The sequence below is a fragment of the Streptomyces sp. NPDC046900 genome, assembly GCF_040644975.1.
Classification (GTDB): domain Bacteria; phylum Actinomycetota; class Actinomycetes; order Streptomycetales; family Streptomycetaceae; genus Streptomyces.
The window spans coordinates 49,653-76,226 of record NZ_JBEYXD010000020.1; the positions used below are offsets into that span (position 1 = coordinate 49,653).

Genomic DNA, 26,574 nt, shown 5'->3' on the forward strand with positions numbered 1-26,574 from the left:
AACCGCGAACAGTGGCAATCGTGGGTGCGACATCTCTCAGGGCGTACCGAACCATCCTCAGCGCGGCAGGGTGAACATCTTGTGAGACCGTTGGGCCGTTCTGACGCGTCTCCGTCCTCCGTGGCCCACTGCATATGATGTCGAGTGGAGCTACTCTCGCGTCCAGGCCGGCTGGCGCAACAGGCGAGCCGGGGCGCGGCAGGACGGGTAGAGGACGAGAGGAACACATGGTCTCCATAACCCGCGCGGCACACGACATCGAGATCACCGCCGAGAGCCTTCAAGAGGACCTGGCCCGCCTGCAGATCCAGAAGCAGGCGCTGGAGAGGGAACTGGCCGCGGTCGTGGCGCATCTCAGCTCGGTGCAACGGGCCCTCCACGCCCTTCAGGCCGTGATGGGCAACCCGGCTGCCGCAGTGACCTCGACGGGCACGACCGGTGCTGGGCTTACCGAGGGGAGCCAGGCTGCGATGCCCGCCGCCCCGGAGAAAATGGTGGCCTCCCTCGGGTCGCCGGACGCCACCGGGAAGTCCGCGCTCCAGGTACAGCCGAAGAGCGGCAAGGACGAGGAGAGAACTGTTCCCGTCGGCACCGACACGGACGGTCAGAAGAAATACGGCAAGCTCACCGAGCAGATCATGGACTACTTCGTCGCAGCCGGCGACGCTGACGTGCGGGCTCGTGATGTCGCCGCAGCGCTGGGTCGTGATTCCGACAGCGGAACCATCAACGCGGTCCGCAGCACCCTCGATCGCCTTGTCGGTACATCCCGTATCCAGCGGACCGGCCGAGGCCTCTACCGCGCCAAGCGTTCCTAGCGCACAAGCGCCGTGCGGGAGTCCTTTGCCGGCGGCGGCATCGGCGCTCCTCCGACACGTACCTGAAGGGCAATCGGGTAACCATCAGTAATCGTCAGAACACGCCCTTGTGCTCGGAGGGCGCGCCGCCCGCGACCTCGCGGGTCAAACGCTCCTGCCCAGGACGAGAGCGATGCACAGGCTCATCATGGCCGCGCTGAGCAGGCTCATCGCGGCCAGTGTTCCCCGACGCCATCGCGTCAGACGAGTGCGGTACCGCGTCTCCGTCGCAGTGACGCTGTTGGCGATGTGCTGGGTCACCATCTCGGCCATGTACACCTGCTCTCCGACGTACCAGCGTTCGATGTCCGACGTCTGCTCCTCGGTCAGCTCGGGCATCCGTGCGGTGAAAGCTGCCACACGCCGATGTGCTGCCTCCAGATGGGCCTCTCTGTACAGGAAGTTCTCGATGTCGCTCAGGCCGCGTGCGGCCTCCTCACTCGCGTCCATGGTGTGCTCCAGGGGGTACGGAAACTCCGGTCCCGGCGATGCCGGATTCGGTCAGGTGGAAGAACAGATGGCGGGCGTCGGCGGTCCGGGCCGTGTGGCGTCTGTCCGGCGGGGCCGGCGACGTCACCGGCCCCGCCGGACAGAGGCAAGGGTGTTCTCCGAGCTGCTGGTCGCCATCGGGCCGGGCGGCTCACGCTCATGGCGTGACGGCACGCGTGCCTGAACCGCCCGTCAGCCGAAGCGACAGCCCCCTCGCGTGCTCAGGCGGTGGTGTGGTCACCCTCGCGGTCCTGGCCGGAGCGGGGCGGATTGCCCCTGGCGACGAACGCGTCGCGCGGGTGCTGTACAGAGGCGAGGGAGACGAGATCCCGGCCGAACGCGGCGGCGGTGAGCCAGACGGCGAGAACGCGCACCTTGCGCTCCCAGGAAGGCACGGCCAGGACGTGGTAGCCCCGGTGCATCAGCCAGGCGGGAAATCCCTTGATGACAAGGCCCTTGTACTGGAAGATGCCTCGCCCCAGGCCCAAGGTCGCCACCACTCCCAGGCTGTTGTGGCGGTAGTCACGGACCCTTCCCCCGCGCAGGTCTGCCACGATGTTCTTGGCCAGGCGCTTGCCCTGCCGCACGGCGTGCTGCGCGTTCGGCACCGTGTGCGCCCCCGGCACAGGGGAAGCCAGGTCGGGAACGGCCGCATCGTCTCCCGCCGCCCACACGTTCGGCACAGGATCGCTGTCGGTGCCCACCCGAAGATCTGCCCGGACCACGATCAGGCCACGCTCGTCGACCGGCAGATCCGTGTGGTTGTGAACGACGGGGTTCGAGGCGTTGCCGGCGGCCCAGACGATGAGCGCCGAGTCGAACTCCGTTCCGTCGGAGAGCACCACATGCCCGTCCACGGCGGAGACCAGCTGTGTGTTCAGGTGGACGTGGCCGCCACGGCCTTCCAAGTGACGCACCACCCAGGCCCCGGGCTTGTCGCCCACCTCGGGCAGGATGCGGCCCCGGGCCTCCACCAGATGGAAGGAGAGGTCGGCCATGCTCAGCTCCGGATAGGACTTGAGCATCGCGGTCGCCAGCGCCAGCAGTTCACCGAAGCCTTCTACGCCGGAGAACCCGCCGCCCACGAACGTGACGGTGAGCAGTCTCTGTCGTTCGGCACCGGGTGGCAGTGAAGCGGCCTGGTCGAACGCGGTCATCAACCGGTCCCGGATGGCCACCGCCTCCTCCACGTGCTTCAGGCCTATCGCCTGCTCCACAATTCCGGCGATGGGGAAAGTGCGGGTCACGGCGCCGGCGGTCACCACGATGGTGTCGTAACTCAGTTGATGGTCGGGGCCGTTCACGGGCCGGACCGTGACCGTCCGGTCCGCGTTGCGGATCTCGGTCACACTCCCAGCGATCAGCCGGGTTCTGCGCAGGTGCCGGCGCAGCGACACGGCGGCATGACGTGCCTCGACCGAACCGGCCGTCACCTCAGGCAGGAAGGGCTGGTAGGTCATGTAGGGACGCGGATCGACGACCGTGACCCTCGCCTCACCCGCACGCAGCTTCTTCTCAAGGCGCCATGCAGTGTAGAAGCCCGCGTAGCCACCACCGACGATCAGAATCTCACGCATGCTGTCCTCTGTTCGTTGTTCGACACCACATAGACAGAGCGGCGCAAGGTGGTGTGACACGCCATGGCGGTGAAGAGTCTCACCGCCCCCTCCGCAGGTCCAGAGCACACTCCGACGACAGGTCGCCGGCCATGCGACCGCCCAGCAGCATGAGCATGCGGCCGATACAACGCCCGGCACGGGCGAACTGAACGAGTGCCGGACGGGGGTGAAGGCATACCCCGGCCGAGGACTGGCTCGTCGTGCTACGAGAGGGTTCCCGGTACACGGAGGCCGAGGGCTCCCCGGTACACGGAAATCCCTGGCGAACGAAAAGTCCGTGAGCGCGGCTGTCGGATGTAGTGGCCGACGATCAGACACGGTTTCCTGGCCTCGGGAGTGCGCGCGCCGCGGAACGGTCCCTCCGGAGGGATCAGTCGATCACCGCGGCCCGCCAGGTGCCCTCGTCGGCGTCCAGGAGCGCCGCCACAAGCGCGGGGTCCGGCAGCGGTCCGTGGTCGGCGACGACCCTCAGGGCCGATGCCGCGGTCAGGTGGCCGAGGCGCAGGGCGCGGTCCACGGGGAGTTGCCTCAGCAGACCGCTGAGAAATCCTGCGGCGAAGGCGTCGCCCGCGCCGACGGGTTCGGCGACACGCACCTTCAGCGCGGGCACACTGTGGACAGCGTCCCCGACGAAGGCGGTGGCGGCGCGGTCCCCGTCCTTCACGACGAGGATGGGCGGACCGGACAGCAGGTCACGCACTCCTTCGGCGTCGGTGATGCCGTCCCCCCACAGAGACTGGGCCTCGTCGAGTCCGACGAGGACGATGTCGGCCAGGTCCGCGAGCGGACGCAGCACGTCGGCGGCGGACCGGCCGGCCCACAGGGCGGGGCGGTGGTTGACGTCGAAGCTGACGGGCCAGGGACGGTCGGGACGCAGCGCGCGTTCGACGAGGGAGCGGCAACCGGGCGACAGGGCAGGGGTGATACCGCTGAGGTGGACGAGCGCGGCGCCCGCCAGCGCCGGGTCGTCGAGCACGTCGGGGGTGAGGGCCGAGGCGGCGGATCCGGTGCGGTGGTAGTGGACACGGGTGCCGTGCGCGCCCAGGTCCTTGAGCAGCAGTCCGGTGGGGCGTTCCGGGTCCATGCGGACACCGCTCACATCGACGCCGCCCGCGGCGATCCGGGCGCGTACGCGACGGCCGAAGGGGTCGTCGCCGACCGCGGAGACCCAGCGGGCGGGGATGCCGTGGTCGGCGAGGTAGAGGGCGACGTTCGACTCGGCGCCCGCGATGTCGACGTGCAGCAGGTCGGCGCCGTCCAGCGGCCCCAGGGGGTCGGGGGCGAGGGCGACCATGGTCTCGCCGACGCAGACCACGGGGCCGTGACGCAGTGGCCGATGGGTGCTCATGGTGTGATTCCTAGGGTGTGTCGGCGCGGTCCGCCGGGGCAGGGCCGGAGAAGGCCGCCGGGCGGTACGGGGCGGCCGGGACGCCGGGGACGTCCACCCGGACCGCGAAAACGGCACCGTCGAGGGGTTCCGGGGCGGAAAGGCCGATGTGCGCGCTGGTGACGAGGAGCGTACGGCCGTCGGGGCCGCCGAGGCAGAGTCCCGCGGGCTGCCCGGCGGGCAGGTCGACGATCCGGTCGAGGCTGCCGTCGGGGTGGTAGCGGTGGACCTGCCCGGTGCCCCAGACGGCGGTCCACAGGCCGCCCTCGACGTCGGTGGTCATGCCGTCGGGGCTGCCGGACTCGACGGTGACGAAGGGCTCGGGGGTGCCCGGGTCGCCGCTCACCGGGTCGACCGGGTAGCGGCGGATGACGCCCCGGGCGCTGTCGGCGAGGTACATGACGGTGCCGTCGGTGCTGAAGGCCGGGCCGTTGGGGATCGTGATGTCCCGTAGGACACGGGTGACGCGGCCGTCGCGGTCCAGGCGGTAGAGGGAGCCCGCGTCCTCGGTGGTCTCGTACGCCATGCTGCCGACCCAGAAGCGGCCCTGCGGGTCGGCGACGCCGTCGTTCATGCGCATCGCCACGGGTGCGTCGTCCTCGGGGCGGGCGATCCAGTCGACGCGACCCTCGGGGTCGATGCGGCAGATGCCGGTGCCCGCCGCGGCGATCCAGTGGCCGGAATGCCCCTCCACCGGTGCCACGGCGCCCAAGGGGCAGGGCAGTTGAATGATCGGGGTGAGCGGCGCGTCGGGCCCCTCGGGCAGGGCGAGCAGCCGCCCGGTGAGGATGTCGGTCAGCACGGCGCGGCCGTCCGTCCAGCGGATGCCCTCGCCCAGTTCCAGGCGGTCGGTCCCGAGGACCGCGGGAGTGGTCACGGGCGGCCCTGCGTGCGGACGACGTCCAGGAAGGCGCGGGCGCGCTCGCGCAGGGCGGTGAGGTCGCCACCCGCGGCTGCGTCGCCGACCAGGGGCGATCCGACGCCGACGGCCGTGGCTCCCTCGCGCAGGTAGTCCGCGGCCGCGGCTGCGTCCACTCCCCCGACCGGTACGAAGGGCAGGTCCGGGAAGGGGGCGCGCAGGTCCTTCAGATAGCCGGGGCCCCCGGCGCTGCCTGCCGGGAAGAGCTTGAGGGCGTCGGCGCCGAGCCGCCGTGCCTGGAGGATGTCGGTGGGGGTCATCACGCCCGCGAGTACGGGGAGTCCGAGCTCCCGCCCGGTGGCGATGCCGTCGCTGACCGCCGGCGTGACAAGGAACGCGGCGCCGGCTTTCTGGGCGGCACGGGCGTCGTCGGAACTGAGCACGGTTCCGGCGCCGAGCGTCGCGCCGGGGCCGAGCTCGGCGCGGGCCCGCGCGATCACATCGAGCGCGTCGCGCCCGGACAGAGAGACCTCGATCAGGGTGACGCCCTCTTCTGCGAGGGTGAGCACGGTGGTCAGCGCGGCGTCCGGATCAATGCCGCGGACGATGGCGAGCAGCCGGTGGTCGCGCAGCGCGGCGAGCAGGTTCATCCGGCATCCCTTCTGGTGACGGGGGTTGAGGGGTGGCGGGTCGCGGTGACGGTGAGCCGCCAGGCGACCTCGCCGGTCGGCGGTACGACGGCGGTGTCCCCGTCGTCCGCCGCGGCGCGGTCGAAGACGCGGCCGAGCATCGGCTCGACGCCGATCGAACGGTACGGCGCCTCTTGGGGGAAGCCGCCGAGGTTGCGCCAGAGGGCGACCGCGACCGGCTGGCCGTCGGCTTCGACGGACAGGTGCAGGGTGTCGGTGCCGTCGTGTACGGACACCTGGGAGGCGAGGACGACCGCTCCCACAGCGCTGCCGTCGTCCGGGCCGAGCCGGTCCAGCGGTATGCCGTCGACGGTGGGCCAGACGCCGCCGGCCCAGCGGTCGCCCTCGTCCGGGTAGAGCCGGGTCGCCGCTGGTCCGCCGATGTCGATCCGGGCGGCCTCGGAGAGGTCCAGCAGGGCGTGTGCGGCCCACACGAAGCGGTAGCCGGGTTCGGCGGCGAGCGTGTAGTCGGCGACGACCGCGTCCTCCCGCTCGCGGATGCGCCGGGTCAGACGGAAGTCGGGGCACTCCACGACGTCCTCCTCCCCGGCCCTCCGCCAGGGCCGCGACCAGGCGTCCCCGTGGTCGGGCAGCCCGCGCACGGTGGGCACGCACTCCTCCAGCCCCCCGGCGTCGGCGAAGGCGTCACCGGGCCGGACCACGCGGCGGCGGGGTTCGTCGCGGTGCCACAGCCACTCGCGGTCCCCCGCGGTCAGCGACGTCCAGCGCCCGCCGTGGTCGGCGTCGGTGGCGACGCGGACGGGCAACCGCACGACGCTCACCATTCCGCGAAGGAGCCGTCGGCGTGCCGCCAGACCGGACTGCGCCAGGCGTGGCCAGACCGGTCGGCGGCCCGCACCGCGTCCTCATCGACGGTGATGCCGAGTCCAGGCAGTCCTGTGCGGTGCGCCTGACCGTCGACGAAGCGGAAGGGCTCAGTGTCGATCAGGTAGGACAGCAGGTCGGCGTCCTTGTTGTAGTGGATGCCCCGGCTCTGCTCCTGGATCAGGAAGTTGGGCGTGGCGAAGGCGACTTGGAGGCTGGCGGCCAGCGCGATGGGGCCGAGCGGGCAGTGCGGAGCCAGGTGGGCCCCGAAGGTCTCGGCGAGGGAGGCGATCCGGGTGACCTCCGATATCCCGCCGGCGTGCGACAGGTCCGGCTGCGCCACGGCGACGCCCGCGGTCAGGGCGGGGAGGAAGTCGGCCCGCCCGTAAAGCCGTTCACCGGTGGCGAGCGGCACCGACGAGGCGGCGACCAGTCCCGGGAGCAGGTGCGCCTGCTCGGGCAGGACCGGCTCCTCCACGAACAGCGGGTGCAGCGGGGCTATCTCGTGGAGCACGCGCCGCGCGTTGGCGGCGCTGAAGCGGCCGTGGAAGTCGACGGCGACATCGCGGTGCGGGCCCAGGGCCTCGCGGGCGACCGCGACGCGCTCGACGACGGCAGCCGTCTCGGCGGGGCTGCCGATCCGCGAGGTGCGCCCGGCGGCGTTCATCTTGACGGCGGTGAAGCCGGCTTCCACCTGGGCGGTGACCTCCTCCTTGAGTCGTTCGGGTTCGTCACCCCCGACCCAGGCGTACACCCGCACCATGTCGCGGACCGGACCGCCGAGCAGGGTGTGCACCGGCACTCCGAGGGCGCGACCCGCGATGTCCCACAGGGCCTGGTCGATGCCGGCGACGGCGCTGGAGAGGACCGGGCCGCCCCGGTAGAAGCCGCCCTTGGTCAGCACCTGCCAGTGGTCCTGGATACGCAGCGGGTCCTGGCCCACCAGGTACTCCGAGAACACCTCGACGGCCGACCGGACCACCTCGGCCCTGCCCTCGACCACCGGCTCGCCCCAGCCGACGACCCCGTCGTCGGTCTCGATCCGGCAGAACAGCCAGCGGGGCGGGATGAGAAAGGTCTCGACGCGCGCGATCTTCACCTGGTTCCTCCGAGGATGCCCTGGCCTTCAGGCTGGGGAGGAATCGGACTCCTGCCGAGCAGGGCAGGCAACGGGGTTTCGCCTCCAGGGCGAAAGACCGTCCACGCAAGCGGGTAGGCTGCTCGGTGTGCGTTGCGAGGACCAAGCGCGCACACCGTGCTGAGCGAGAGCCAGGCTGGCACAGCAACTCCTTTGCTTGTAGTACCGAACCGGGCAGGTTCCGACCCGGCTGGTGTTGAGGGTGTAAGACCCGTAGGTCCGCTGGGCCCGCAGGCAGCCTGAGCCAGGAATCCCCCTGCTTCAGCGGAGGGAGGGTTCAATGTCCCTGACCGTCCTTCTCCTCGGAGGAACCGTCCGCGCCCTCGGGCGCGGCGGGACCGCTGACCTTGTCCAGATCGCGCGTCGCCTGGTCGAGCAGGGCGCGCATGGCGTGTTCCGCGGCGTCCGGGTCCCGGTCGCGCACGGCGTCGAGGACGGCACGGTGGCTGGGCACCGGGTCCTCGCTGTGCGGGGCGCTGTGCACGAGTTGGTCTCGCTGGGCCAGGCCCGACTCGATGACCATCTCCATGCGTTCCAGCAGTTCGTTGTGGGTGGCTGCGAGAAGCGCCCGGTGGAAGGCGAGGTCGGCCTCGACGGCGTCGCTCGCGCCGCCCTCCTGGCTCATGGCGGTCAGTGCCGCCTCCAGCGCCTCGAGGTCGGAGTCGGTGCGCCGGTCCGCGGCCAGGCGTACGGCGGCGGGCTCGATGATGCCGCGGACCTCGCCGAGGTTGCGCAGCAGTGTGGGATCGGCGCCGGTGCCGCTGCTCTCGGCGAACTGCCAGCGCAGCACATCGGCGTCGAGCAGATTCCAGTCCGAGCGGGGCCGGACGAAGGTCCCGCGCTTCTGCCGGGCGTCGACCATGCCCTTGGCCGCGAGCACCTTCAAGGACTCGCGCAGGGCGGTCAGACTGACGTCCAGCTCGCTCTGCAGGGCCGCCATGTCGAGCGTCGCACCCTCGGGGATCTCGCCGCTGAGTACCCGGCGGGCGAGGGTCTCCACGGTCTGGCCGTGCACTCCGCGGCGCGCGTATGGCGTCATGTCTATGCCTTTCTTGCTGTTCGGTCGGTGGCCGTAGCGGTCGGTTCCGTCAGGCGGAGGCCTTGGCGACGCTCCAGCCGCCGTCCACGAGCAGGCTCGATCCGGTGATGTAGGAGGCTTCGTCGGCAGCGAGGAAGGCGACGGCGGCGGCGACTTCCTCGGGGGTGCCGAAGCGGCGGGCCGCGGTCTCCGCGACGCTGAGCTCACGGTCGGCCTGCGCCACCCGGTCCCAGGCGGCGGTCAGGATCGGCCCCGGCAGCACCGCGTTGACGCGGACGTCCGGGCCGTACTCGACGGCGAGCTGTCCGCACAGCGACAGCAGTGCGCCTTTGCTCGCCGCGTACGCCGGGTGGCCCGGGATGCCCCGGTACGCGTGGACGGAGGAGACGAGCACCACGGCCCCGCCGTGCTCACGCAGGTCCGGCAGGGCGGCCTTGACGCCGAGGAAGGCACCGGTGAGGTTGACCGAGAGCTGCCGCTCCCAGGAGGCGAGGGTGGTCTCGTGGGTCGGCGCGACCGCCACCGTGTACGCGTTGCTGACCAGGACGCCCACGGGCCCGAAGCCATGGGCGGCGGTGATCACCCGCTGCCAGTCGGCCTCGCTCGCGACGTCGGCGGCGACGAAGAGGGCCCGGGCTCCGTCCTTGCGCAGCCGCTCGGCCGCCTCCTCGCCGCGTTCGGCGGCGATGTCGACGAGGACGACGGCCGCGCCCTCTCCTGCGAGGCGTGCCGCGGTGGCCGCGCCGATGCCCGACGCGGCGCCCGTGACGACCGCGACGCGGTTGGTGAAGCGGGCGGCTGGGTTCATGGGGTGGATCTTCTCCTGTTCGAAAGGCCGGTGGGGTGCAGATTCTTCCGCTGTCGTCACTGACGGGCCAGAACGGTCAACTCCGCGTCGTGTTCGGCGGTCCAGGCGAACGGCAGCCCCGAGTGGAGCAGATGCGCGCCGCTGTACCGGGTGCCGGTGGCGTTGTCGGTGTAGACGGCGTCCGGGGCGAGGTCGCGCAGCCGCAGCCGGGCGGGCCGTCCGGGCACCAGGGGCGCGCCGTCCAGCGGCCCGGTGTTCCAGGCCGTCACCACCACGCGGCCACCGCCCGGTTCCTCGTACTGGACACCGCACGTCGGCTCGGCGGGGCTGCTCAGCAGATGGACCTCGCCGTGGTGGACGACGTCTCGGATCTCCTTGTACCGGGCGATCCACTGCGCGGCCTCGGCCCGCTGTTCCGGCGTCCAGTGACGGATGTCGGCGCCGATGCCGAGCACGCCCGCCATGGCGTTGACGAAGCGGAAGGCGAGCGAGCGCGGCCGGGGGTCGAAGACGCCGGGGGCGTCGGTGACCCAGGAGCTCATGGTGTGCGGAGCGTGCGCGTGGAGGTAGCCGTACTGGATGCGCAGCCGGTCCATGGGCGCGGTGTTGTCGCTGGGCCACACCACGTCGGTGCGGGCGATCGTGGCGTGCTCGACGCGGGCGCCGCCGCCCGCGCAGCCCTCGACCGTGACATGGGGGTGGGCGGTGCGCAGATGGTCCAGGACGCGGAGGTAGCCGGCGACGTGTGCGGCATCGAGGTCCTGCCGCTCCGGGTCGCTGCCCGCCGGGTGGCCGGGGCGGCCGCGCTCGGTGGGCGGGCGGTTCATGTCCCACTTGAGGTAGCCGATGGCGTGGGAGCCGAGCAGCCGGTCGAGGGTGCCGATGACGAACTCCTGGACGTCCTCGCGGCCGAGGTCGAGCAGAAGCTGGTTGCGCACGAGCGTGGCGGGGCGGCCGTCGATCCGGTAGATCCACTCGGGGTGTTCGGCGTAGAGCTTCGAGCGCGGGCTGATGCCTTCGGGCTCGACCCACAGGCCGAAGTCCATGCCGAGGGCGTGCACGTCCTCGATGAACCGGTCGAATCCGCCGGGGAATTCGGCCGGGTCCGGGTCCCAGTCGCCGAGGCCGCCGGTGTCGTCGGGACGCCCGGTGAACCAGCCGTCGTCGACGACGAAGAGTTCCGTGCCCAGTTCGGCGGCGACCTTGGCGAGCTCCAGCTGGCCTGCGGCGTCGACGTCGAAGCCGGTGGCCTCCCAGGAGTTGTAGAGGACCTTGCGGGGCCGGTCGATACGCTCGCCGGTCAGGTGCCGCTCATAGCGGTGCCAGACGCGGGCCAGGCCGTCGAGACCGTCCGGGCTGAAGGCGCAGGCCAGGCGAGGCGTGACGAGGGTGGTACCGGGCGCGAGGCGGACGGCGCCCTCGTGGGGCACCCGCCCGGCGCGGACCCGTACGGCGCCTCCGGGCTCGGCGTCGGCGGTGATCCGCCAGTTGCCGGACCACTCCAGGGCGATGCCGTAGGTGGGGGTGGCTCCCTCGGCAGGGGCGGCGGCGTCCTGGACGGCGAGCCAGGGGTGGTAGGCGTGGCCCACCGAGCCCTGGGTGCTCTCCATCTCGAAGCGCCCGCGCTCCAGTTCCACGTCCTTGAGCTGGAACTCCTGCGACCACTGGCCGGCCAGGTACGTGAGCCGCGCGCCGCCCTGGACGGGCACGTTGACGCCCGCGGAGTCGAAGCGCTCCAGGCGCACCTCGTCCTCGCCCGTGCAGGTCAGCTCCGTCCAGCGCAGGACGACGTCGGTGCCGGGCACCGTCTCGTAGCAGAGCGCGGTGCTCAGCCCGAGGAGGTCGTCGGCAAACTCCAGGCGCAGCGCGTGCTCGCCGTCCTGGGTGGCGCCGGTGAACCGCGACCAGCTGCCGCGGTCGCCGCCAGGGCGGGAGGCGACAAGGTCGGCGCCGGTGAACGGCCGCAGCCCGTACGGGATGTACTCCGCGGGGGCGGCGTCTGCGGGGGTGATGAAGTGGGTGCGGTGCGACCAGTCCAAGGGCGACGGCCCGTCCTCGGCGCCGTGCGGCCCCCAGGCGGCGAGCTCGGCCCAGCGTCCGTCGCCGCCGAGGGTGACGGCATAGGTGGTGGTGTCGGTACGCAGCAGCCACCGGTCGTGCGCGGTCACTTCACGGCTCCGAGGTTCAGTCCGGCCACGAAGTGGCGCTGGAAGCGGAGGAAGACGGCCACCGTCGGGGCGGCGGCGATCACCGAGCCGGCCGCGATCACGTTCCACATGGAAACGTACTGGCCCTGCAGTCCGATCAGCGAGGCGGTGATGGGCATCTGGCTGTCGGTGCGCAGCACCGTGATGGCCCACAGCAGGTCGTTGAAGATCCAGGTGAACGACAGCGCGGTCAGCGCGGCCAGTGCCGGGCGGGCCAGCGGCAGGATGATCCGGCAGTAGATCTGCCACGGGCCCGCCCCGTCGATGACGGCGGCCTGCTGGATCTCGTTGGGGATCGCCCGCATGAAGCCGTGCAGGACGAAGACGTAGAAGCCGACGCCGAAGCCGACCTGCACGCCGATCAGGGCGTACAAATGGTCGTAGATGCCGAGCGCTTCGCTGACCTTGGCGACCGGGATCAGCAGGATCTGCGGGGGCAGCAGGTTGCCGCCGAGCATGAGCAGCAGCAGGCCGCGCCGGAAGGGCAGCTCGTAGCGGCTGAGCGCGAAGGCGGCCATGGAGGCGAGGCCGAGCGAGAGCAGCACGGTGGGGATGGTGACCACCAGGCTGTTGATGAGGGCGCGCTGCTGGCCTCCGTCCACCCACGCCTGGCGGAAGCTGTCGAAGGTGAACGAGTGCGGCCAGCTCCCGACGCCATGCGCGGCGATGTCGTCGAAGGTCCGGGTGCTGGTGACCAGTACGAGGGCGATCGGCAGCAGCCACAGCGCGGACAGCAGGCTCGCGGTGAGGTGGAAGCCGGCGGTGCGCAGCTTGCGGCCGTCCAGGACGGGGCGGCGGGGCGACGCGAGTTCGGCGGGGCCGGCGTGCCCCTCGATGTCCTCGGTGTGCCTGGTGGCGTGGGTGGCGGTCATCAGTCGGCCTCTCGGAAGGCGCGCACGAGGTAGCTCACGATGACGCCGAAGGCCAGCACGAAGATGACTACGGCGAGCGCGGAGCCGTATCCCAGGCGCAGGGACTGGAACGCGGTGGAGTACATATAGGTGCTCAGCAGTTCGGAGGAGTGGTAGGGGCCGCCGCGGGTGAGCGCCCACACCACATCGAACGAGCGCAGCGAGTCGATGATGATGACCGACAGGACCACCGCGTTGACGCTGCGAAGCTGCGGCAGTGTGACGTACCGGAACTGCTGCCAGCGGGTGGCGCCGTCGACCTTGGCCGCCTCGTAGAGGACGGGGTCGATGCCCTTGAGGCCGGCCAGGTACAGCACCATCACATAGCCGACCTGGCGCCACAGTGCGGGCACGATCACCGCGTAGAAGGCGGTGTCCTGGTCGGCGAGCCAGGCGTGCTTCCAGCCGCCGAGACCGATGGCCTCCAGCATGTTGTTGATCATGCCGTCCGGCTGGTACATGGCCTGCCACACCAGCGCGGTCGCCACCAGCGAGAAGACCACTGGCAGGAAGAGCGCCGCCCGGTAGAACCCGATGCCGCGCCGCTCCTTCTGGAGCAGCATCGCGGCACCGAGCCCGAGGGCGGCGGAGAGCCCGCCGAAGAGCAGCAGCCACAGCACCGTGTTGATCGCGGCGGTGCGGAAGACCGAGTCGTGCACCATCTCGCTGTAGTTGCCGAGGCCGACGAACTTCGCGGACCCCAGGCCGTCCCAGGACGTCAGGGAGAGGTAGAAGCCCTGGAGGGCCGGCCAGAAGACCCAGAACGCCTCGGCGAGCAGCGGGATGAGGACGAAGGCCAGGACCACCGGGGGCACCCGAGTGGCCCTGGACCGTCGTGTGGAGCCGATCAGCGCCATTGTCACTGGCTCCAGATCTTCTGTGCGCTGCGCTGCCACGTGGTGAGGATGGAGCCGATCTCCTTGGGCTTCGCCAGGTAGTGCACCAGCGCCGTGTCGGCGGTCGGCTGGAGGGCGTCGCTGGAGTCGCGGTTGAAGAACTGGGTGATCTCCGCGGCGCTCTCGACGAGCTTGCGGCCCTTGGCGACCAGCGGGGTGCCGGCGTCCTTGGCGTCGGGGTGGGTGGGCAGCACGGTGCCCGAGGAGCTCTTGATGTACAGCTCCTGCGACTCAGCGGTGGCCAGGTAGCGCAGCAACTCCTTGACGCCGTCGGCGCGCTTGCTGCGAGCGCTGGCGAAGTAGCCGTCGGTGGGCGCCTCTTCGGCGACCGGCACCTTCGGGTCGATGATGGGGAACTGGAAGAAGTCCAGGTCGCCCAGGGCGTCCTTGGGCGCGGCGTCGGCGAAGAAGGTGCCGATGAGCATCATGCCGGTGCGGCCTTGGAGGAGGGCGGTGGTGGCGTCCTGGAAGGGGATCGCCGTGCCGTTGGGGTCGAAGTACGGGCGGGCCTCGTCCCACTTGTCGAAAACCTTGCGGACCTCGGGGCCGTCGAAACGGTGCTTCCCCGCGAGGAGTTCGCGGTGGAACGTGGCACCGTTGACGCGGATGTTGAGGTAATCGAACCATGCCGAGGCGACCCACGGGGTGTCGCCGCCGGCGCCGAGGCCGATCGGGGCGACGCCCTTGCTCTTGAGCTTGTCGCACAGGCCGAGGAACTCGTCCCAGGTCTTGGGCTCCTGGACGCCCCACTTGGCGAAGTTGGACTTCCGGTAGAACATGCCCCACCAGTAGTAGCTGGTGGGCACGAAGACCTTCTTGCCGCTGGAGGCCGAGGTGCACAGCTTCTTCAACGCGTCGGAGTAGCCGGAGAGCTCGGGCTTCGTCCAGATGTCGTCGAGGTTGAGGAGCAGGTCCTTCTTGGCGTACGACTCGGCGACGGAACCGGGGTACCAGGTGTAGACGTCCGGCGGGTTGGCCGACGTGAGGTAGGTCGGCAGCTGTGTGCGGAAGGTCTCCGACGCGACGGTGTTGAGCTGCGCCTTGGTGTCGCCGCGCTTGTCGAAGGCGGCGACGATCTGCTGCATGGCGGTCTTGGCCTGCGGGGAGGAGAGGTTGGACTGCAGGGTCACGGGTCCGCCGGACTTTCCTCCGGAGGAGGACGAGCTGTTGGTGACGCAGCTGCTGAGCAGCGCGCCGGCGCCGACTGCGCCCGTTCCTATGAGGAATCTGCGGCGGGTGGCGGTGAAGTCGGTCATCTGTCTACTCCCTAGGTGCCCACGGGACGGAGCTTGAGGCCCCCTGACGGCCCGGCTCCGGGCGCGGCAGGCACAGCCTGTCGCAGGGGTCAGGGCGCCGTCAAGATTAATTAGTAATTTATTTTCCGGAGGTGAGCCTCAGGGCCGGGAAGACCCTGAGGCTCACCTGTTGCTGCTGGGTGATGCCGGGTGACGCGGTGGTGCGGTGGTGCGGATCGACGCAGGTCGAACCAGGTGGAGCGGGGGTCGGCGCGCGAAGTTCAGAGTTCGGTCTGGTGGACGCGGCCGTCCACTCCGCGGAAGGCGGCCAGCACGCCGCCGTCCGGCCCGGCCACGGCCCCGAGCGCGCCGTCGAAGGCACCGCTGACGAAGTCGTTGTCCTTGCTCCAGCCGGCCCAGTCGCCGGACGCGGTCCAGCTGCGCATCCACAGCGTGTAGTCACCGGCACGGGCATACAGGTGCACCGTGTCGCCGGAGGCCACCAGCGTCGGGCTGCCACTGATCGTGCCGCCGAGAGCCGTCCAGTCGGACCAGGCGCCGGAGGCGTCGCGGGTCCGCGTCCAGACCGAGTCGTCCGGGGTGCGAACGGCCACGTGCAGCCTGCCCGCGTCGTCCACGACGCTCGACGGACGGCCGTAGAACGCCTTGTCCTGCGGGGCGCCCTGCGAGGTCCAGCCGGAGGCCGGGCCGCGCGACCACAGCTTGCCGTCCGCGCCGCGGGCGAAGACCGTCCAGTCGTCCGGGCCCGCGAAGGCGACGGTCGGCGCGTCCGTCAGCGTGCCGCCCAGGTTCTCCCAGCGACCCCAGTGCCCGTTCGCGTACACCCGCCGGTAGGCGGTGTCGTCGGTGCCGCGCACAAAGACGTCGATCCGTCCGCCGGCCGAGGCGTACGCGGCGGGCTGCCCGAGGGTACGGCCGTGCGTCGGGCCGCCCAGGTCGGTGGTCTGGGCCTTGGACCAGTCACCGCCGCGCGCGGTCTGTGCGCGCAGGGACCCGTCCGTGCCACGGGTGAAGACGGTCAGGTCGTCGCCGTCGCGCACCAGCGCCGGGCTCGCCGAGGAACGACCGGGCAGCTGCGTACCCGGGGCGTCGTCGGTGCCGGTCAGCTTGAGGAACGCGGTGCCGTGCGCGGGGACGCGCACCGTGTACGAGCCGGTGAAGGTACCGCGCGACGTACGGGCCCGCAGGTCACGGACGGCGACCTTGCCCGCAAGACCGGCGTCGGCGAAGTTCACCGTGCGGTCCTGCGCCTGGTCGGAGCGGTTGAGCAGGACGACCGCCCGCTTGCCCGCGCCCTGGAGCACCTTGCTGTAGACGTCGCCGACGGAGTCGGTGGCCACGCGGGCGCCCTGGATGCCCAGCGGGTCCTGGTCGACGGCGAGGATCTCGGGGTTGCGCAGCGTGTCGAGCATCGACTGCGGCAGTGTGCGCGGATCACTGCCGATGACCAGCGGCGAGGCCATCTCGGCCCACATCACGAACTGCGTGGTGGACTCCTCCTCGTTGAGCTCGTAGCCGCCTTCGGCGAGCTTGCGCATCGGGATGAGGTAGTCCGGGTCGTTCCAGTGCCCGGGGCCCTGCGCCTCGGGGTGCCAGGCGTTGGCGTCCATGCTGCGCAGGATGTTCGGCCACTCCCCCGCGGTCGGGTTGCCCCAGGCGAGGTCGGTGCCGGTGCGCCAGGAGTCGGCGATCGTCGGGCCGTAGACGAAGGTGTTGTGCGCGTCCTGCTCGGGGGTGTGCGGCATGCCCCAGTCGTCGGTCAGCGGGTTGCACAGGTTGAGCAGCATCTTCCGGCCGGACTTGGCGACGGCGGCGCTGAACTCCTTGAAGGCCGGCCCCGGGTCGATCCCCGCACCGATGCCGCAGAGGAAGTCGACCTTGATGGCGTCGACCTTCCAGCCGGCGAACTGGCGGGCGTCCTGCTCGTAGTGGCCGCGGCTGCCGAGGCCGCACCACTTGCCGCCGTCGTACTCACCCGCGTCGGTGTAGATGCCCGCCTTGAGGCCGCGGTTGTGAAGGTACGTCACCAGGGCGGGGATGCCGGAGGGGAAGCGCGTGGGGTTGGCCACGAGCCGGCCCGTCTCCGGGTCACGCGGCTGGTCCGCCTGCCAACCGCCGTCCAGCCAGACGATGTTGTAGCCGCTGTCGCGCAGCCCGCTGCTGACGAGGTAGTCGGCGACCTTCTTGACCTGGTCCTCGGTCGGGGCGCCGAGCCCGTAGTAGGTGTTCCATCCCATGTACGGCGTGGGTGCGAGGCCGCTGTCGTAGTACTGCGGCGCGCCTTGGTCGTCCGCGGCATGTGCCGCCGGAACCGCCGACCCGACCAGCACCGCGGCGCCGAGCACCGCCGCGGTCCGCCGCACACGCGCCATCTCTGCACGATGCGAAGCCACTGAAGTCTCCCGATAGTTGGGGGTACGGGGCACCGCACTCCGGTCCTACCGGGCGCCGGTGCCACGGCCGAAACTGTGCCCAGGCCCCTGAAGCCTGTCAATATTAATTGCTAATTAACTTAAAAACGGGATCGCGCAGTGATGCAGCCACTGCTCCCTGGACGGTCTCGATGGGTACGGCGATGTCCCAGCCCTGGGACCGGACGGCCTCGAACCGCCGCGTGCGGCAACGGTTCTCCGGCGTACGGCGCCCGCGGCCGCACCGCAACGGGATGCTGTCCGGCGGCCGTACCCCTTGCGCCGGCGGGTCACCGGCGCGCTGCCGGAGGCGGAGCCCGGCGTCGGCGTCGCCAATGGAGAGGGACCGCCGGTCTGCCCACACTCAGGTAGATGCCGGAGCGGTCGAGATCGCTCTCGGAGCCGGTGGAGCTGCACGAGCCCACCGCGATTGCGCCCGGCCGCCGGAGCGGCGAAGTACTGAAGCGTATGGAGGTTGTCGCCGCTCTCGGCATGGTCATAGCCGGAGTGACAGGCGATCGCGATGAAGGGGGGACTCATGAAGGTTCTCCTCCTGGCAGTGGGGTGACCGACCCCCTCTGGGCGCGGGATGTCGACGATCACCCGGCATGGCGGCTCGGAATCGACCTGCATCTACCAGGACCGGACGACCTCGCCCTCTGTGACGGCGAAGGGGGTGGCCTGTGAGAATGAGCACCTCATACGCCATGGGCGGGCGCCGCGGCGGCACAGCCGCCACGCTCGGCCGACGACGAGGGCCTGCCGCTCGCGATGACCGTCACCCGGGCGATGTGCAGGTCCGAGGCCGCACCTGAGCTGGGGAAGGCGTTCCTGGCCGACCCGGGCCGCACCCCCGCCCCTCAAGCACTCTCGGCAAGTGACAGACCGTCACCACACTTGGTGGGGTCATCCACCGTCGCACTCATCCTCATCACGTGGCTCTCTCTGGGAAGAAAAGCACCTGATTCATGACAACCCGGTCGTGCTGACTGCATGCGGCAGCACGCAGGCGACCGGTGTCGCAGTTGGAACATGTCGCAGTTGCGACACCCGAGGTCAGTGACAGGTTGAGCATCATCAACGGATGCTTTCGCACAGCTTTTGCCCCTCCAGCTGTACGAGAGGTGTCTCACTGATGTCTAGAATCCGCCCAACGGCGGCTATATCGACGGGATTGTTGCTGGTCGCCGGAGCTGTGCCAGCCGTATTCGCGGGGCAGTCGGCAGCCGCCGGGACCCCCGCTCATCCCGCTGCCGTGCCGGGGGCCACCTCCGCGACCGTGCGACTGGTGACCGGTGACCGGGTGACCGTGACCACACTGCCCGGGGGACGGCACACCGCGTCGGTGCAGCCCGGACCCGGGCGCGAGCACATCCCCTTCCAGACGCTGGAGGGGAACGACAAGCAGCTGATCGTGATGCCGTTCGACGCCCAGGCGCTGGTGTCGGCCGGCACCCTGGACCGGCGGCTGTTCAATGTGACGGCGCTGATCGCCGAGGGCTACGACGAGGCGCACACCGCCGCCCTGCCGTTGATCGTCTCCTCTCAGCCGGAACCGTCACGGGAGGGGGCCAGGGTCACCGCACAGGCAGCGAAGACAGCCTCGGCCACTGCCGACCGGCTGGTGGCGCTCAACACGGCGGCGACGCCCTCCCGCCGACTGGACAGCATCCACGCGCGGTCGGTGCGGGTCTCCGGCCACGACCTGGGGAAGTTCTGGAAGACGCTCAACCCCAGTGGAGCGTCGGACACCGCCCGCACCACGGTCACCCCGCGCATCTCGCTGGACGGCAAGGTCAAGGCCCTGCTGGACCGGAGCACCGCACAGATCAACGCCCCCACCGCCTGGAAGGCCGGCTACGAAGGCCAGGGCGTCAAGGTGGCCGTGCTGGACACCGGTGTCGATGCCCATCACCCCGACCTCGCCGGCCGCATCGCGGAGGCCAAGGACTTCTCCGGCAGTGGGAACACCGACGACCACTTCGGCCACGGCACGCATGTCGCCTCGATCGTCGGCGGAACCGGTGCCGCGTCCAACGGCACCCGACGCGGTGTCGCGCCCAAGGCCGACCTGCTGATCGGCAAGGTGCTGGACGACAACGGCTACGGCGACGAGTCGGGCATCATCGCCGGCATGGAGTGGGCGACCGCCGAGCACGCCAAAGTCGTCAACATGAGCCTCGGGGCGGACGAGCAGACCGACGGCACCGACCCGCTCAGCCAGGCCGTCGACAACCTGACCGCCTCCACCGGCACGCTCTTCGTCGTCGCGGCGGGCAACTCGGGCCCGGGCCAGTACACCGTCGGCACACCAGGCGCAGCCGATGCCGCGCTGACCGTGGGCGCCGTCGACCGCGACGACTCCCTGGCCTCCTTCTCCAGCCGTGGCCCGCGCTTCGGCGACGGCGCGGTCAAGCCCGACGTGACCGCCCCCGGCGTGGGCATCGTCGCCGCCCGCGCGGCCGGCACCACCCTGGGCGACCCGATCGACGCCAACTACGTGGCGCTGTCCGGGACCTCCATGGCCACCCCGCACGTCGCCGGCGCCGCCGCGCTGCTGGCCCAGCAGCACCCGGACTGGAGCGCCCAGCAGCTCAAGGACACCCTGATCAGCACCGCGCACACGGTGCCGGGCACCAAGGTGACCGAGCAGGGCGGCGGTCGCATCGACGTGGCCGCGGCCATGGGCCCGATCACGGCCACCGGCTCGGTCACCCTCGCCCCGCTGACCACCGGTGGCACGCAGGGGCAGCCGCAGGCGACCACCCTTCACTACACCAACACCGGCGATCACCCGCTCACCCTCTCCCTGGCCGTCAACATGGCCACCGACACCGGGAAGTCGATCCCCGACGGTGTGGTCGGCCTCGACTCCAGCACCGTGCAACTGGCCCCCGGTGCCACCGCCGACGTGCCGCTGCACACCGACGCGACCCACGCGGTCCGCGGCAAGTTCTACGGATACATCACCGCGAAGTCCGCCGACGGCACCGTGCTCGCCCACACCACCGTCTCCCTCGTGGTGCACGCCCCCCAGCACCGGCTGACCGTGGTCTACCGCGACCGCAACGGCAAGGTCGTGCCTGGCTCGCTGCCGACCATCTGGGGCCCCGACGGGTTCGTGGACTACACGGACCGCGACGCGGGAGTCGCCGTCGTGGAAGAGGGCACGTACAACGTCAACGCCGGTTTCTACGACCGGACCGATGACGGCGAAGAGGTCGGCCAGATCGTCGACCCCGAGGTGAAGGTCACCAAGGACATGACGGTGACCCTGGACGCCTCAAAGGCCACCGAGGTGAAGATCCGCACGCCGCGCCCCGCCGAGCAGCACGGCGTTCTCAACACCAACTTCTACCGCCAGATCGACGGTCATGGCCTGCTCCAGGGCGCCATGTTCTTCGACACCGTCAAGCGGCTCTATGTCAGCCCCACGGCTCCGGTCACCGACGGTTCCTTCGAGTTCTCCTCACGGTGGCAGATGACGGCCCCGCAACTGCGGGCGAACGTCTCCGGCGGTTCACAGGAGTTCACCCCGTACTACGAGAGTCGCTCCCCGGTCTTCGGGGACGAGGGTGCGCGGCTGACCGCCTTCGACGCCGGCATGGCGGCGGCTCCCGACTTCAGCGGGGCGCGCGGCAAGCTGGCCGTCGTACGGAACGACAACTCCACGCCCTGGGACTACGACGGGCTTGCGAAGGCCGCGGCGGCAGCGGGCGCCAAGGCGCTGCTGATCGCGAATCCCGAGGGTTTCTCCGACTGGACCCGGTGGCAGCCGAACGGTGACCGGATGGCCCTGCCCACCATGCAGACGTCCTGGAAGAACGGGACGGCTCTGGTGGAGCGCATGGCGAAGGGCGCCACGAAGGTGGAGTTCTCCGGCACGGTCCGCAGTCCGTACCTGTACGACGTGATGCAGGTTTCGAAGGGCTCCATTCCCAAGCAGGTGATCTACACCGTCTCGGATCGCAACAGCGCGGAGGTCCGCAGTACGTACACCCGCACCGGTGCCACGGACTGGGCGAGCGAGCAGCGTTTCGCGTGGCGGCCGTACCAGGACACCGCATGGGACCAGAACAGCCGCTACGTTCCGGTGGGACAGGAACGCGTCGAGTACGTGAGCGCCGGAGACACGCTGTGGCAGCACATCGTGCACCACAACGTCGTCTTCGACCCCGACCTCCCGCTGGGGGCCGGCATGCACGACGCCCCGCACACCTACCAGCCCGGCCAGAGCGCCACGGAGCGGTGGTTCGGAGCAGTGGTCCGCCCGTCGATCCCGAGCGGTAAGGGCCTGCCATCGGTGCGCAACGGTGACACCCTGTCGGTGTACGTTCCGGAATTCAACGACTCCGGCGCCGGCCACTGGTCGTTCGCGGAGAGCGACCCCTTCGGCGGAATCGGCGGCGGCGTCCGCACAGCCTTCGTGGACGACACGGCCAAGGCAGTGCTGTACCGGAACGGGAAGCAGATCGCCACGTCCGACAACGGTGCGTGGGGCAACTTCGAGGTCCCCGCGGGCGACGCCGAATACCGGCTCGACCTGACCACCGCCCGCGTCTCGGACGACTGGCACTTCGGCACCCACACCGACACGTCCTGGACGTTCCGCTCGGACACCGAGGCCGAAGCGACCCTGCTGCCGCTGCTCCAGGTCGACTACAACGTACCGGTCGACGCACAGAACGCGGTCGGCCCGGCGCGCACGCACGCCCTCGGCCTGACCGTCCGCATGCAGGACGGCATGACAACGCCCCGCGGGGTGACGCTCAAGGTCGAGGCGTCGTACGACGACGGGAAGAGCTGGACCACCGCGCGCACCGCGCGGCACGGGGGTGACGGGCAGTTCACCGCCACTGTGACGCGCCCGTCGAGCGTGCACGGCGACGCCTACGTGACGCTGCGGGTCACCGCCACGGACGCCGCCGGCAACAGCGTCCAGCAGACCGTGAACCGCGCCTACCTGCACCACGGGACCGCATGAGCCGCCGGGATCGCTGACGCGGACTGACACGGCTTAGCCACGGCGGGTGCCAGGGCCCTTGAGGCCTTGGCACCCGCCGTGCCATGCGGCCCGGCCGAAGGGCTTGGCCTCACCAGGCGGAGAGTCGGTCCGTTCGTCGGGCTACCACCCGAACTCGGGCGTCGACCTGTGCCGCCAACCAAGCGACCCGCTCATCGTCCCCTGGGCGTGTATGGACGAAGACAGTGTGCTCGGCTGCCCACTCTTCACAGTGGATGTCGTGGCTGTTGCACGCGACCTGCAACTCGGCGTATTTGTACTCCTCTGCCAGCCCGAGGTCAGGCACCGAAGGCCACCTCAGGTTGTGCCAGAGGACATAACACCGGGTGATGTCCGCCCAGGTCCCCAGAGCCTCGCGCACTTGCGCGAAGGTCCCGGCGCCCAGGTACACGCTCGCCGGCAAGTCGGCACCGTCCGTTCCGTACGACGTGACGTTCACTCCCGGGAAGGCGTCAGTCAAACGCCGCAGGTCATCATCGTTGCGCGCCCAGGCATCCAGGTAGCAGCCGCTCGGCTCGTACCAGGACGCGACCGACAGCAACCGCTGCGCGAGGCTCAACGCCTCAGCCAAGTCCGCAGTCCGCAACACGGGCCACGCACGTGTGTTCCCCACGTCGGTATCCTTCCAGAACGATCTTGCTTCGGGCACGCGCAGCCACGCCTGCCCTTCGGTGCGGGCGAGCACCGACTGACCGGGCCCCGTGAAAGCCGCAGGGCGACAGGGAATGTCTTCTCGCCGTTGTCGTGCCACTGGCAGAGCGGCTCCAGGTTGTCCAGCCCTGTCTCTTCTTCCGTGCCGCGCGAGGCAGACGGCGCAGGGCGCGTCACAGATACGGGCCCTGCCCTGTCTTCACTACGACGCAAGTCGTGTGAACCCGGAATCGACGAACGCGGTCACCGCCGAACGAGAGGTCGGTACGCCGGCCCAAAGGCGGTGGGCGATGCGAGATCGTTCGTTCCGGGGCAGCCCTACGGAGGTGCAGCACAGTGTCGGAGAGCGACTCAGTGGACAGGACTGCCGAGCAGGAGAGTCCGGCGACGTTCGGACCCAGGATGGTGCAGAACACCAACCCGCCCTTCATCCCCGGGGGTGCTGCGCGGATGACGGTCCTCGTCGAACGTCTTCCCGGTCACCCCGGAATCCCTCCGCACCGCCGCTCGGGGCCGTGTTTCGGCTACCACGAACTGGTGGAGCGGGCCCACCCGCGCGCCCCGCAGGCTGCCCCGCCATTTCGATACGGGAAGGCTGACAACGGCTGACGCAATGACCGCACACTCCGGAGACCGCGCCTTCCGATCGAGCTCCGCTCCCGGCGCTGCTCATCGCCTCGACCCCAGCTTGCGTCACGAGCAGCTGGTGCTCGCCAGGATGCGCACGTCGCAGGACCGGTTCGCCGACGCGATCACCGCCCTCGCGGGCACGATGGGGTTCGTCTACGTCCATGCCGTCTGGTTTGCGGTGTGGATCGCTCTCAACCTCGGGCTGTTCGGCTCGTCAGCGGTCTTCGACCCCTATCCGTTCGGGCTGCTCACCACGATCGTGAGCCTGGAGGCCATCTTCCTGTCCACGTTCGTGATGGTGAGCCAGAATCGGCAAGCCGCAAGAGAGAAGGTGCGGGCCGATCTGGATTTCGAGACCAATCTTCGAGCCGAAGTCTGGGCGGTGCACACGGGCAAGGCACTCGGCCTGAATCCGGATGAGATCGAGCGTCACGTCCAGGAGATCATCCAGCAGAGCAAGAGTGCGATGGACCCGGGGTCCGGGGTACAGCCGGTGGACCCAGAGGCCCTGTGAACGTTGCCTGGAGACCGGCTGCGCCGACGACGCGCCGGGACGGCTTCATGCGGGCCCGGAGCCGACGCACTCACTGACTTGATCGCTCACACCACTCAGGGAAAGGCCATCGGCCACGACCACCGGGGCACGGACTGGCGGGGGCGGATACGCATCTGTAACGACCGCGCGGGCGACAACGGACCCGCCGCGGAGGCCTCCCCCAGTCCGGCCGATGCCAGGACCAGCCCCGGGCATACCTAGAGCTGCGCCAGGACGGCGGCAGCAACTCGACCGACAGCGACCTGGGTTGAGTGCGGGTCACCAGCTGCCACGGCACTGTGAGAATGCCCTCACAGCACGCTGAGATACGCGCAAACTTTTCCGCGTCGGCGTGCATCGGACAGGGAGGACCGGGCGCACGGCGCCGTTCACACACGCTCGTCTCGAGCGGCAAGTTCCAAGGAGCAAACAGACATGGCGACCTTCCGGCGCGGCACGGCGAGCCCGGACCCCGACAGCACAGCCACCTTCCTGACGGCACGACGCGTGGTGTCAGCGTTCGGTGCGGTAGCTGCCCTGAGCCTGCTCACAGCCTGCAACGACGGCCAAGGCACCGCCGGCGCTCCGCAGACGGCGTCCGGGACGGCCCAGCCGGCCTCCGGCGACAACTCTAGCGCCGCCGACAGTACAACGAACACGGGCGGCACCTCCGCCGACACCGGTTCGCCGCAGGGCTCCGGCAGCACACCCGCCTCTGGAGGCGGCGCCGCGAGCACTCGCTGCAACACGTCCGAACTGCGCGGGCACGTCGGCGAGAACAACCCGGGCGCAGGGCAGGAGAACTTCCCCCTCATCGTGACCAACTTCTCCGCACGCACCTGCACCATCGACGGCTACCCGGGCGCCGCCTTCGTGGACGCCTCCGGTAAGCAGCTGGGACCGGACCCCAAGCGCGGCTCCGGAAGTCTCACGAAGATCACGCTGGCGCCGGGCAAGAGCGCCTGGGCGGGGCTGAGCTTCGGCAACCCCGAGGTCAGTGGCGCCAGCACGGGCACGCCCACGGGGATCCTGATCACCCCGCCGGACGAGAAGGACTCCCTGAAGGTGGACTGGACAGGCGGCCCAGTGCCCGTATCGTCCGCCGCAAAGCTGACGTCCTTCCAGGCGGGCACCGGCGACTGACCCACCCCGCTCCACACCCCGCTGCCGCAGAGCAACCGCCGACCGCTCTGCGGCAGTGGGGTTTGTCATGCAACAGGACGTCTGACAAACCGTGGGCGGACAGCATGAGGGAGCCGGCCCGAACAGGGGACCGAACGAGACAGCCACACCGTGCGAATGGTCTGAGCCGGGCAGGGCAAGGCGGGAGGAGGACGCTCAAACCCAGTTGCGTCGAGCTGCCGCGACACCAGCGCCGAACCGGTTGATGGTCCCCAACTCTGTGTAGAGGTCTTGGATCCGCCGCCGCAGCGTCCGCGTCGAAACCCCGAACTGGCGGGCGATGGCCTCGTCTTTGACCCCAGCCGCGAAGAGCGCGAGCAGGCTCCGCTCCTCGTCAGTGGGCTCCCGCTCCTCGTCGCCTTGGCCGGACGGCCCTGGTGACGGCAACGATTCGGAGTCGGGGCCACCACTCAGTGAGGGCGCAGTGTCCCAGTAACGCTCGAACAGCTCGGTCAATGCCTCCAGCAAGGGAGGCGCTTCGGTGTAGAGGCACTCGGTGCTGTCAGCGTCCAGGCTCAACGAGACCATCGCCGCCGATCGGTCCGCCATCGCCAATTTGATCGGCAGCGTCGGTACGACCCTGGCTTCTTCCCCACGCGACACGAGACTGCCCAACCCCTGCCAGCCACCTTCAGGATCGAAACTGGCGGCTGCGTAGACGACACGCACCCGCACCCCGCGCCGGACAGCCGCCTCGTCGAGCGGTCCGTTCGGAGCCAGCAGGAAGGGAGGGCGGTCCAGAGCGCAGAGCTCGGATCGGGCAGCCTGCTTGAGTCGGTAGTAGTAGTCACCGACCACCTCCGGGCCGCTGATCGTCCTGGTGGCAGGTTCGGTCGTACTGGCCCGTCTGGCGTCGTCGAAGATCGCGCCGAGCGATCCCGCCGCGTCCCGTACGGCAGCCAGTTGACGCTCGCGGGACTCCACCAGTGCTTCCAGCGCGTGACGGGGATCCACGGTGAGGAACTCCCCTGAGGATCGACGGCTGACCAATCCGGAGTGGTGCAGACGTTCGAGCAACGCCAACGCCTGCTCCCACGCCAGTCCGCATGCCGCCACAACGTTGTCGACAGTCCCGCCACCGCGTGTCAGTAGGTGGCGATAGACAGCCTCCGCCTCCGCATCGAGGCCGACCAAGGCCAAGGGGGCATCGTTTTCCATCGCT

At 70.1% G+C, this 26,574-nt stretch carries 20 protein-coding genes; 4 read left to right on the forward strand and 16 right to left on the reverse strand.

The window, feature by feature from the left end:
- Positions 1 to 227 precede the first annotated feature (227 nt).
- Positions 228 to 818, forward strand: coding sequence for a hypothetical protein (locus tag ABZ904_RS21265; protein WP_361825025.1), 591 nt, complete (start codon positions 228 to 230; stop codon positions 816 to 818).
- 144 nt (positions 819 to 962) lie between these two features.
- Here the strand turns inward: ABZ904_RS21265 and ABZ904_RS21270 are convergent, their stop codons facing one another.
- From ABZ904_RS21270 to ABZ904_RS21335, 14 genes are all read right to left on the reverse strand, one after another.
- Positions 963 to 1,307 carry a hypothetical protein gene (locus tag ABZ904_RS21270; RefSeq protein WP_359393538.1) on the reverse strand — a complete coding sequence of 115 codons (345 nt, stop codon included), beginning with the start codon at positions 1,305 to 1,307 and terminating at the stop codon, positions 963 to 965.
- Positions 1,308 to 1,567: 260 nt separating this feature from the next.
- On the reverse strand, positions 1,568 to 2,923 hold the full coding sequence (locus ABZ904_RS21275) for an FAD-dependent oxidoreductase (RefSeq protein ID WP_359393541.1): 1,356 nt from the start codon (positions 2,921 to 2,923) through the stop codon (positions 1,568 to 1,570).
- Positions 2,924 to 3,335: 412 nt separating this feature from the next.
- Positions 3,336 to 4,313: a sugar kinase gene (locus ABZ904_RS21280; protein WP_361825028.1), complete on the reverse strand. Its 978-nt coding sequence runs from the start codon at positions 4,311 to 4,313 to the stop codon at positions 3,336 to 3,338.
- Between the two features lie 10 nt (positions 4,314 to 4,323).
- Complete coding sequence (locus ABZ904_RS21285) at positions 4,324 to 5,229, reverse strand: SMP-30/gluconolactonase/LRE family protein (RefSeq protein ID WP_361825030.1); 906 nt, start codon at positions 5,227 to 5,229, stop codon at positions 4,324 to 4,326.
- Complete coding sequence (locus ABZ904_RS21290) at positions 5,226 to 5,861, reverse strand: bifunctional 4-hydroxy-2-oxoglutarate aldolase/2-dehydro-3-deoxy-phosphogluconate aldolase (RefSeq protein ID WP_361825032.1); 636 nt, start codon at positions 5,859 to 5,861, stop codon at positions 5,226 to 5,228. Before ABZ904_RS21290 ends, ABZ904_RS21285 begins: the two co-directional genes overlap by 4 nt.
- A complete protein-coding gene (locus ABZ904_RS21295; protein ID WP_361825034.1) occupies positions 5,858 to 6,673 on the reverse strand; it encodes a hypothetical protein in 816 nt (271 codons plus the stop codon). The genes ABZ904_RS21290 and ABZ904_RS21295 overlap by 4 nt, the downstream gene beginning before the upstream one ends.
- A gap of 5 nt (positions 6,674 to 6,678) precedes the next feature.
- Positions 6,679 to 7,824: a galactonate dehydratase gene (gene dgoD, locus ABZ904_RS21300; RefSeq protein WP_361825036.1), complete on the reverse strand. Its 1,146-nt coding sequence runs from the start codon at positions 7,822 to 7,824 to the stop codon at positions 6,679 to 6,681.
- Between the two features lie 316 nt (positions 7,825 to 8,140).
- The gene (locus ABZ904_RS21305; protein WP_361825038.1) at positions 8,141 to 8,902 is read right to left on the reverse strand and encodes a FadR/GntR family transcriptional regulator; all 762 of its coding nucleotides are present in this window, start codon (positions 8,900 to 8,902) and stop codon (positions 8,141 to 8,143) included.
- A gap of 49 nt (positions 8,903 to 8,951) precedes the next feature.
- Entirely contained in the window at positions 8,952 to 9,710 is a 759-nt protein-coding gene (locus ABZ904_RS21310; RefSeq protein ID WP_361825040.1) for an SDR family oxidoreductase, read from the reverse strand.
- A 56-nt stretch (positions 9,711 to 9,766) separates the two neighbouring features.
- On the reverse strand, positions 9,767 to 11,878 hold the full coding sequence (locus ABZ904_RS21315) for an alpha-galactosidase (protein ID WP_361825042.1): 2,112 nt from the start codon (positions 11,876 to 11,878) through the stop codon (positions 9,767 to 9,769).
- Positions 11,875 to 12,789 (reverse strand): carbohydrate ABC transporter permease, encoded by a 915-nt coding sequence (locus ABZ904_RS21320; RefSeq protein ID WP_360998462.1) that lies wholly within the window; start codon positions 12,787 to 12,789, stop codon positions 11,875 to 11,877. The genes ABZ904_RS21315 and ABZ904_RS21320 overlap by 4 nt, the downstream gene beginning before the upstream one ends.
- On the reverse strand, positions 12,789 to 13,685 hold the full coding sequence (locus tag ABZ904_RS21325; protein WP_359393678.1) for a sugar ABC transporter permease: 897 nt from the start codon (positions 13,683 to 13,685) through the stop codon (positions 12,789 to 12,791). The genes ABZ904_RS21320 and ABZ904_RS21325 overlap by 1 nt, the downstream gene beginning before the upstream one ends.
- A gap of 2 nt (positions 13,686 to 13,687) precedes the next feature.
- Complete coding sequence (locus ABZ904_RS21330; RefSeq protein ID WP_359393562.1) at positions 13,688 to 14,980, reverse strand: extracellular solute-binding protein; 1,293 nt, start codon at positions 14,978 to 14,980, stop codon at positions 13,688 to 13,690.
- 260 nt (positions 14,981 to 15,240) lie between these two features.
- Positions 15,241 to 17,352, reverse strand: coding sequence for a glycoside hydrolase family 27 protein (locus tag ABZ904_RS21335; RefSeq protein ID WP_361825044.1), 2,112 nt, complete (start codon positions 17,350 to 17,352; stop codon positions 15,241 to 15,243).
- 1,174 nt (positions 17,353 to 18,526) lie between these two features.
- Between ABZ904_RS21335 and ABZ904_RS21340 the strand changes: the two genes are divergently transcribed.
- Positions 18,527 to 22,375 (forward strand): S8 family peptidase, encoded by a 3,849-nt coding sequence (locus ABZ904_RS21340; protein WP_361825046.1) that lies wholly within the window; start codon positions 18,527 to 18,529, stop codon positions 22,373 to 22,375.
- A 109-nt stretch (positions 22,376 to 22,484) separates the two neighbouring features.
- Here the strand turns inward: ABZ904_RS21340 and ABZ904_RS21345 are convergent, their stop codons facing one another.
- Entirely contained in the window at positions 22,485 to 23,099 is a 615-nt protein-coding gene (locus tag ABZ904_RS21345; protein WP_361825048.1) for a hypothetical protein, read from the reverse strand.
- Positions 23,100 to 23,753: 654 nt separating this feature from the next.
- Between ABZ904_RS21345 and ABZ904_RS21350 the strand changes: the two genes are divergently transcribed.
- Positions 23,754 to 24,209: a DUF1003 domain-containing protein gene (locus ABZ904_RS21350; protein WP_359393572.1), complete on the forward strand. Its 456-nt coding sequence runs from the start codon at positions 23,754 to 23,756 to the stop codon at positions 24,207 to 24,209.
- A gap of 456 nt (positions 24,210 to 24,665) precedes the next feature.
- Positions 24,666 to 25,373 (forward strand): DUF4232 domain-containing protein, encoded by a 708-nt coding sequence (locus ABZ904_RS21355; RefSeq protein WP_361825050.1) that lies wholly within the window; start codon positions 24,666 to 24,668, stop codon positions 25,371 to 25,373.
- A 195-nt stretch (positions 25,374 to 25,568) separates the two neighbouring features.
- Here ABZ904_RS21355 and ABZ904_RS21360 read toward each other — a convergent pair whose 3' ends face one another.
- Positions 25,569 to 26,570 (reverse strand): LuxR family transcriptional regulator, encoded by a 1,002-nt coding sequence (locus ABZ904_RS21360; RefSeq protein WP_359393578.1) that lies wholly within the window; start codon positions 26,568 to 26,570, stop codon positions 25,569 to 25,571.
- Positions 26,571 to 26,574: the final 4 nt, after the last annotated feature.

Coding starts and splice junctions, on each gene's coding strand:
- ABZ904_RS21340 (WP_361825046.1), top strand. CDS start 18,527: ATGTCTAGAATCCGCCCAACGGCGGCTATATCGACGGGATTGTTGCTG.
- ABZ904_RS21360 (WP_359393578.1), bottom strand. CDS start 26,570: ATGGAAAACGATGCCCCCTTGGCCTTGGTCGGCCTCGATGCGGAGGCG.
- ABZ904_RS21270 (WP_359393538.1), bottom strand. CDS start 1,307: ATGGACGCGAGTGAGGAGGCCGCACGCGGCCTGAGCGACATCGAGAAC.
- ABZ904_RS21310 (WP_361825040.1), bottom strand. CDS start 9,710: ATGAACCCAGCCGCCCGCTTCACCAACCGCGTCGCGGTCGTCACGGGC.
- ABZ904_RS21280 (WP_361825028.1), bottom strand. CDS start 4,313: ATGAGCACCCATCGGCCACTGCGTCACGGCCCCGTGGTCTGCGTCGGC.
- ABZ904_RS21320 (WP_360998462.1), bottom strand. CDS start 12,789: ATGACCGCCACCCACGCCACCAGGCACACCGAGGACATCGAGGGGCAC.
- ABZ904_RS21290 (WP_361825032.1), bottom strand. CDS start 5,861: ATGAACCTGCTCGCCGCGCTGCGCGACCACCGGCTGCTCGCCATCGTC.
- ABZ904_RS21325 (WP_359393678.1), bottom strand. CDS start 13,685: ATGGCGCTGATCGGCTCCACACGACGGTCCAGGGCCACTCGGGTGCCC.
- ABZ904_RS21330 (WP_359393562.1), bottom strand. CDS start 14,980: ATGACCGACTTCACCGCCACCCGCCGCAGATTCCTCATAGGAACGGGC.
- ABZ904_RS21265 (WP_361825025.1), top strand. CDS start 228: ATGGTCTCCATAACCCGCGCGGCACACGACATCGAGATCACCGCCGAG.
- ABZ904_RS21355 (WP_361825050.1), top strand. CDS start 24,666: ATGGCGACCTTCCGGCGCGGCACGGCGAGCCCGGACCCCGACAGCACA.
- ABZ904_RS21305 (WP_361825038.1), bottom strand. CDS start 8,902: ATGACGCCATACGCGCGCCGCGGAGTGCACGGCCAGACCGTGGAGACC.
- ABZ904_RS21275 (WP_359393541.1), bottom strand. CDS start 2,923: ATGCGTGAGATTCTGATCGTCGGTGGTGGCTACGCGGGCTTCTACACT.
- ABZ904_RS21335 (WP_361825044.1), bottom strand. CDS start 17,352: ATGGCGCGTGTGCGGCGGACCGCGGCGGTGCTCGGCGCCGCGGTGCTG.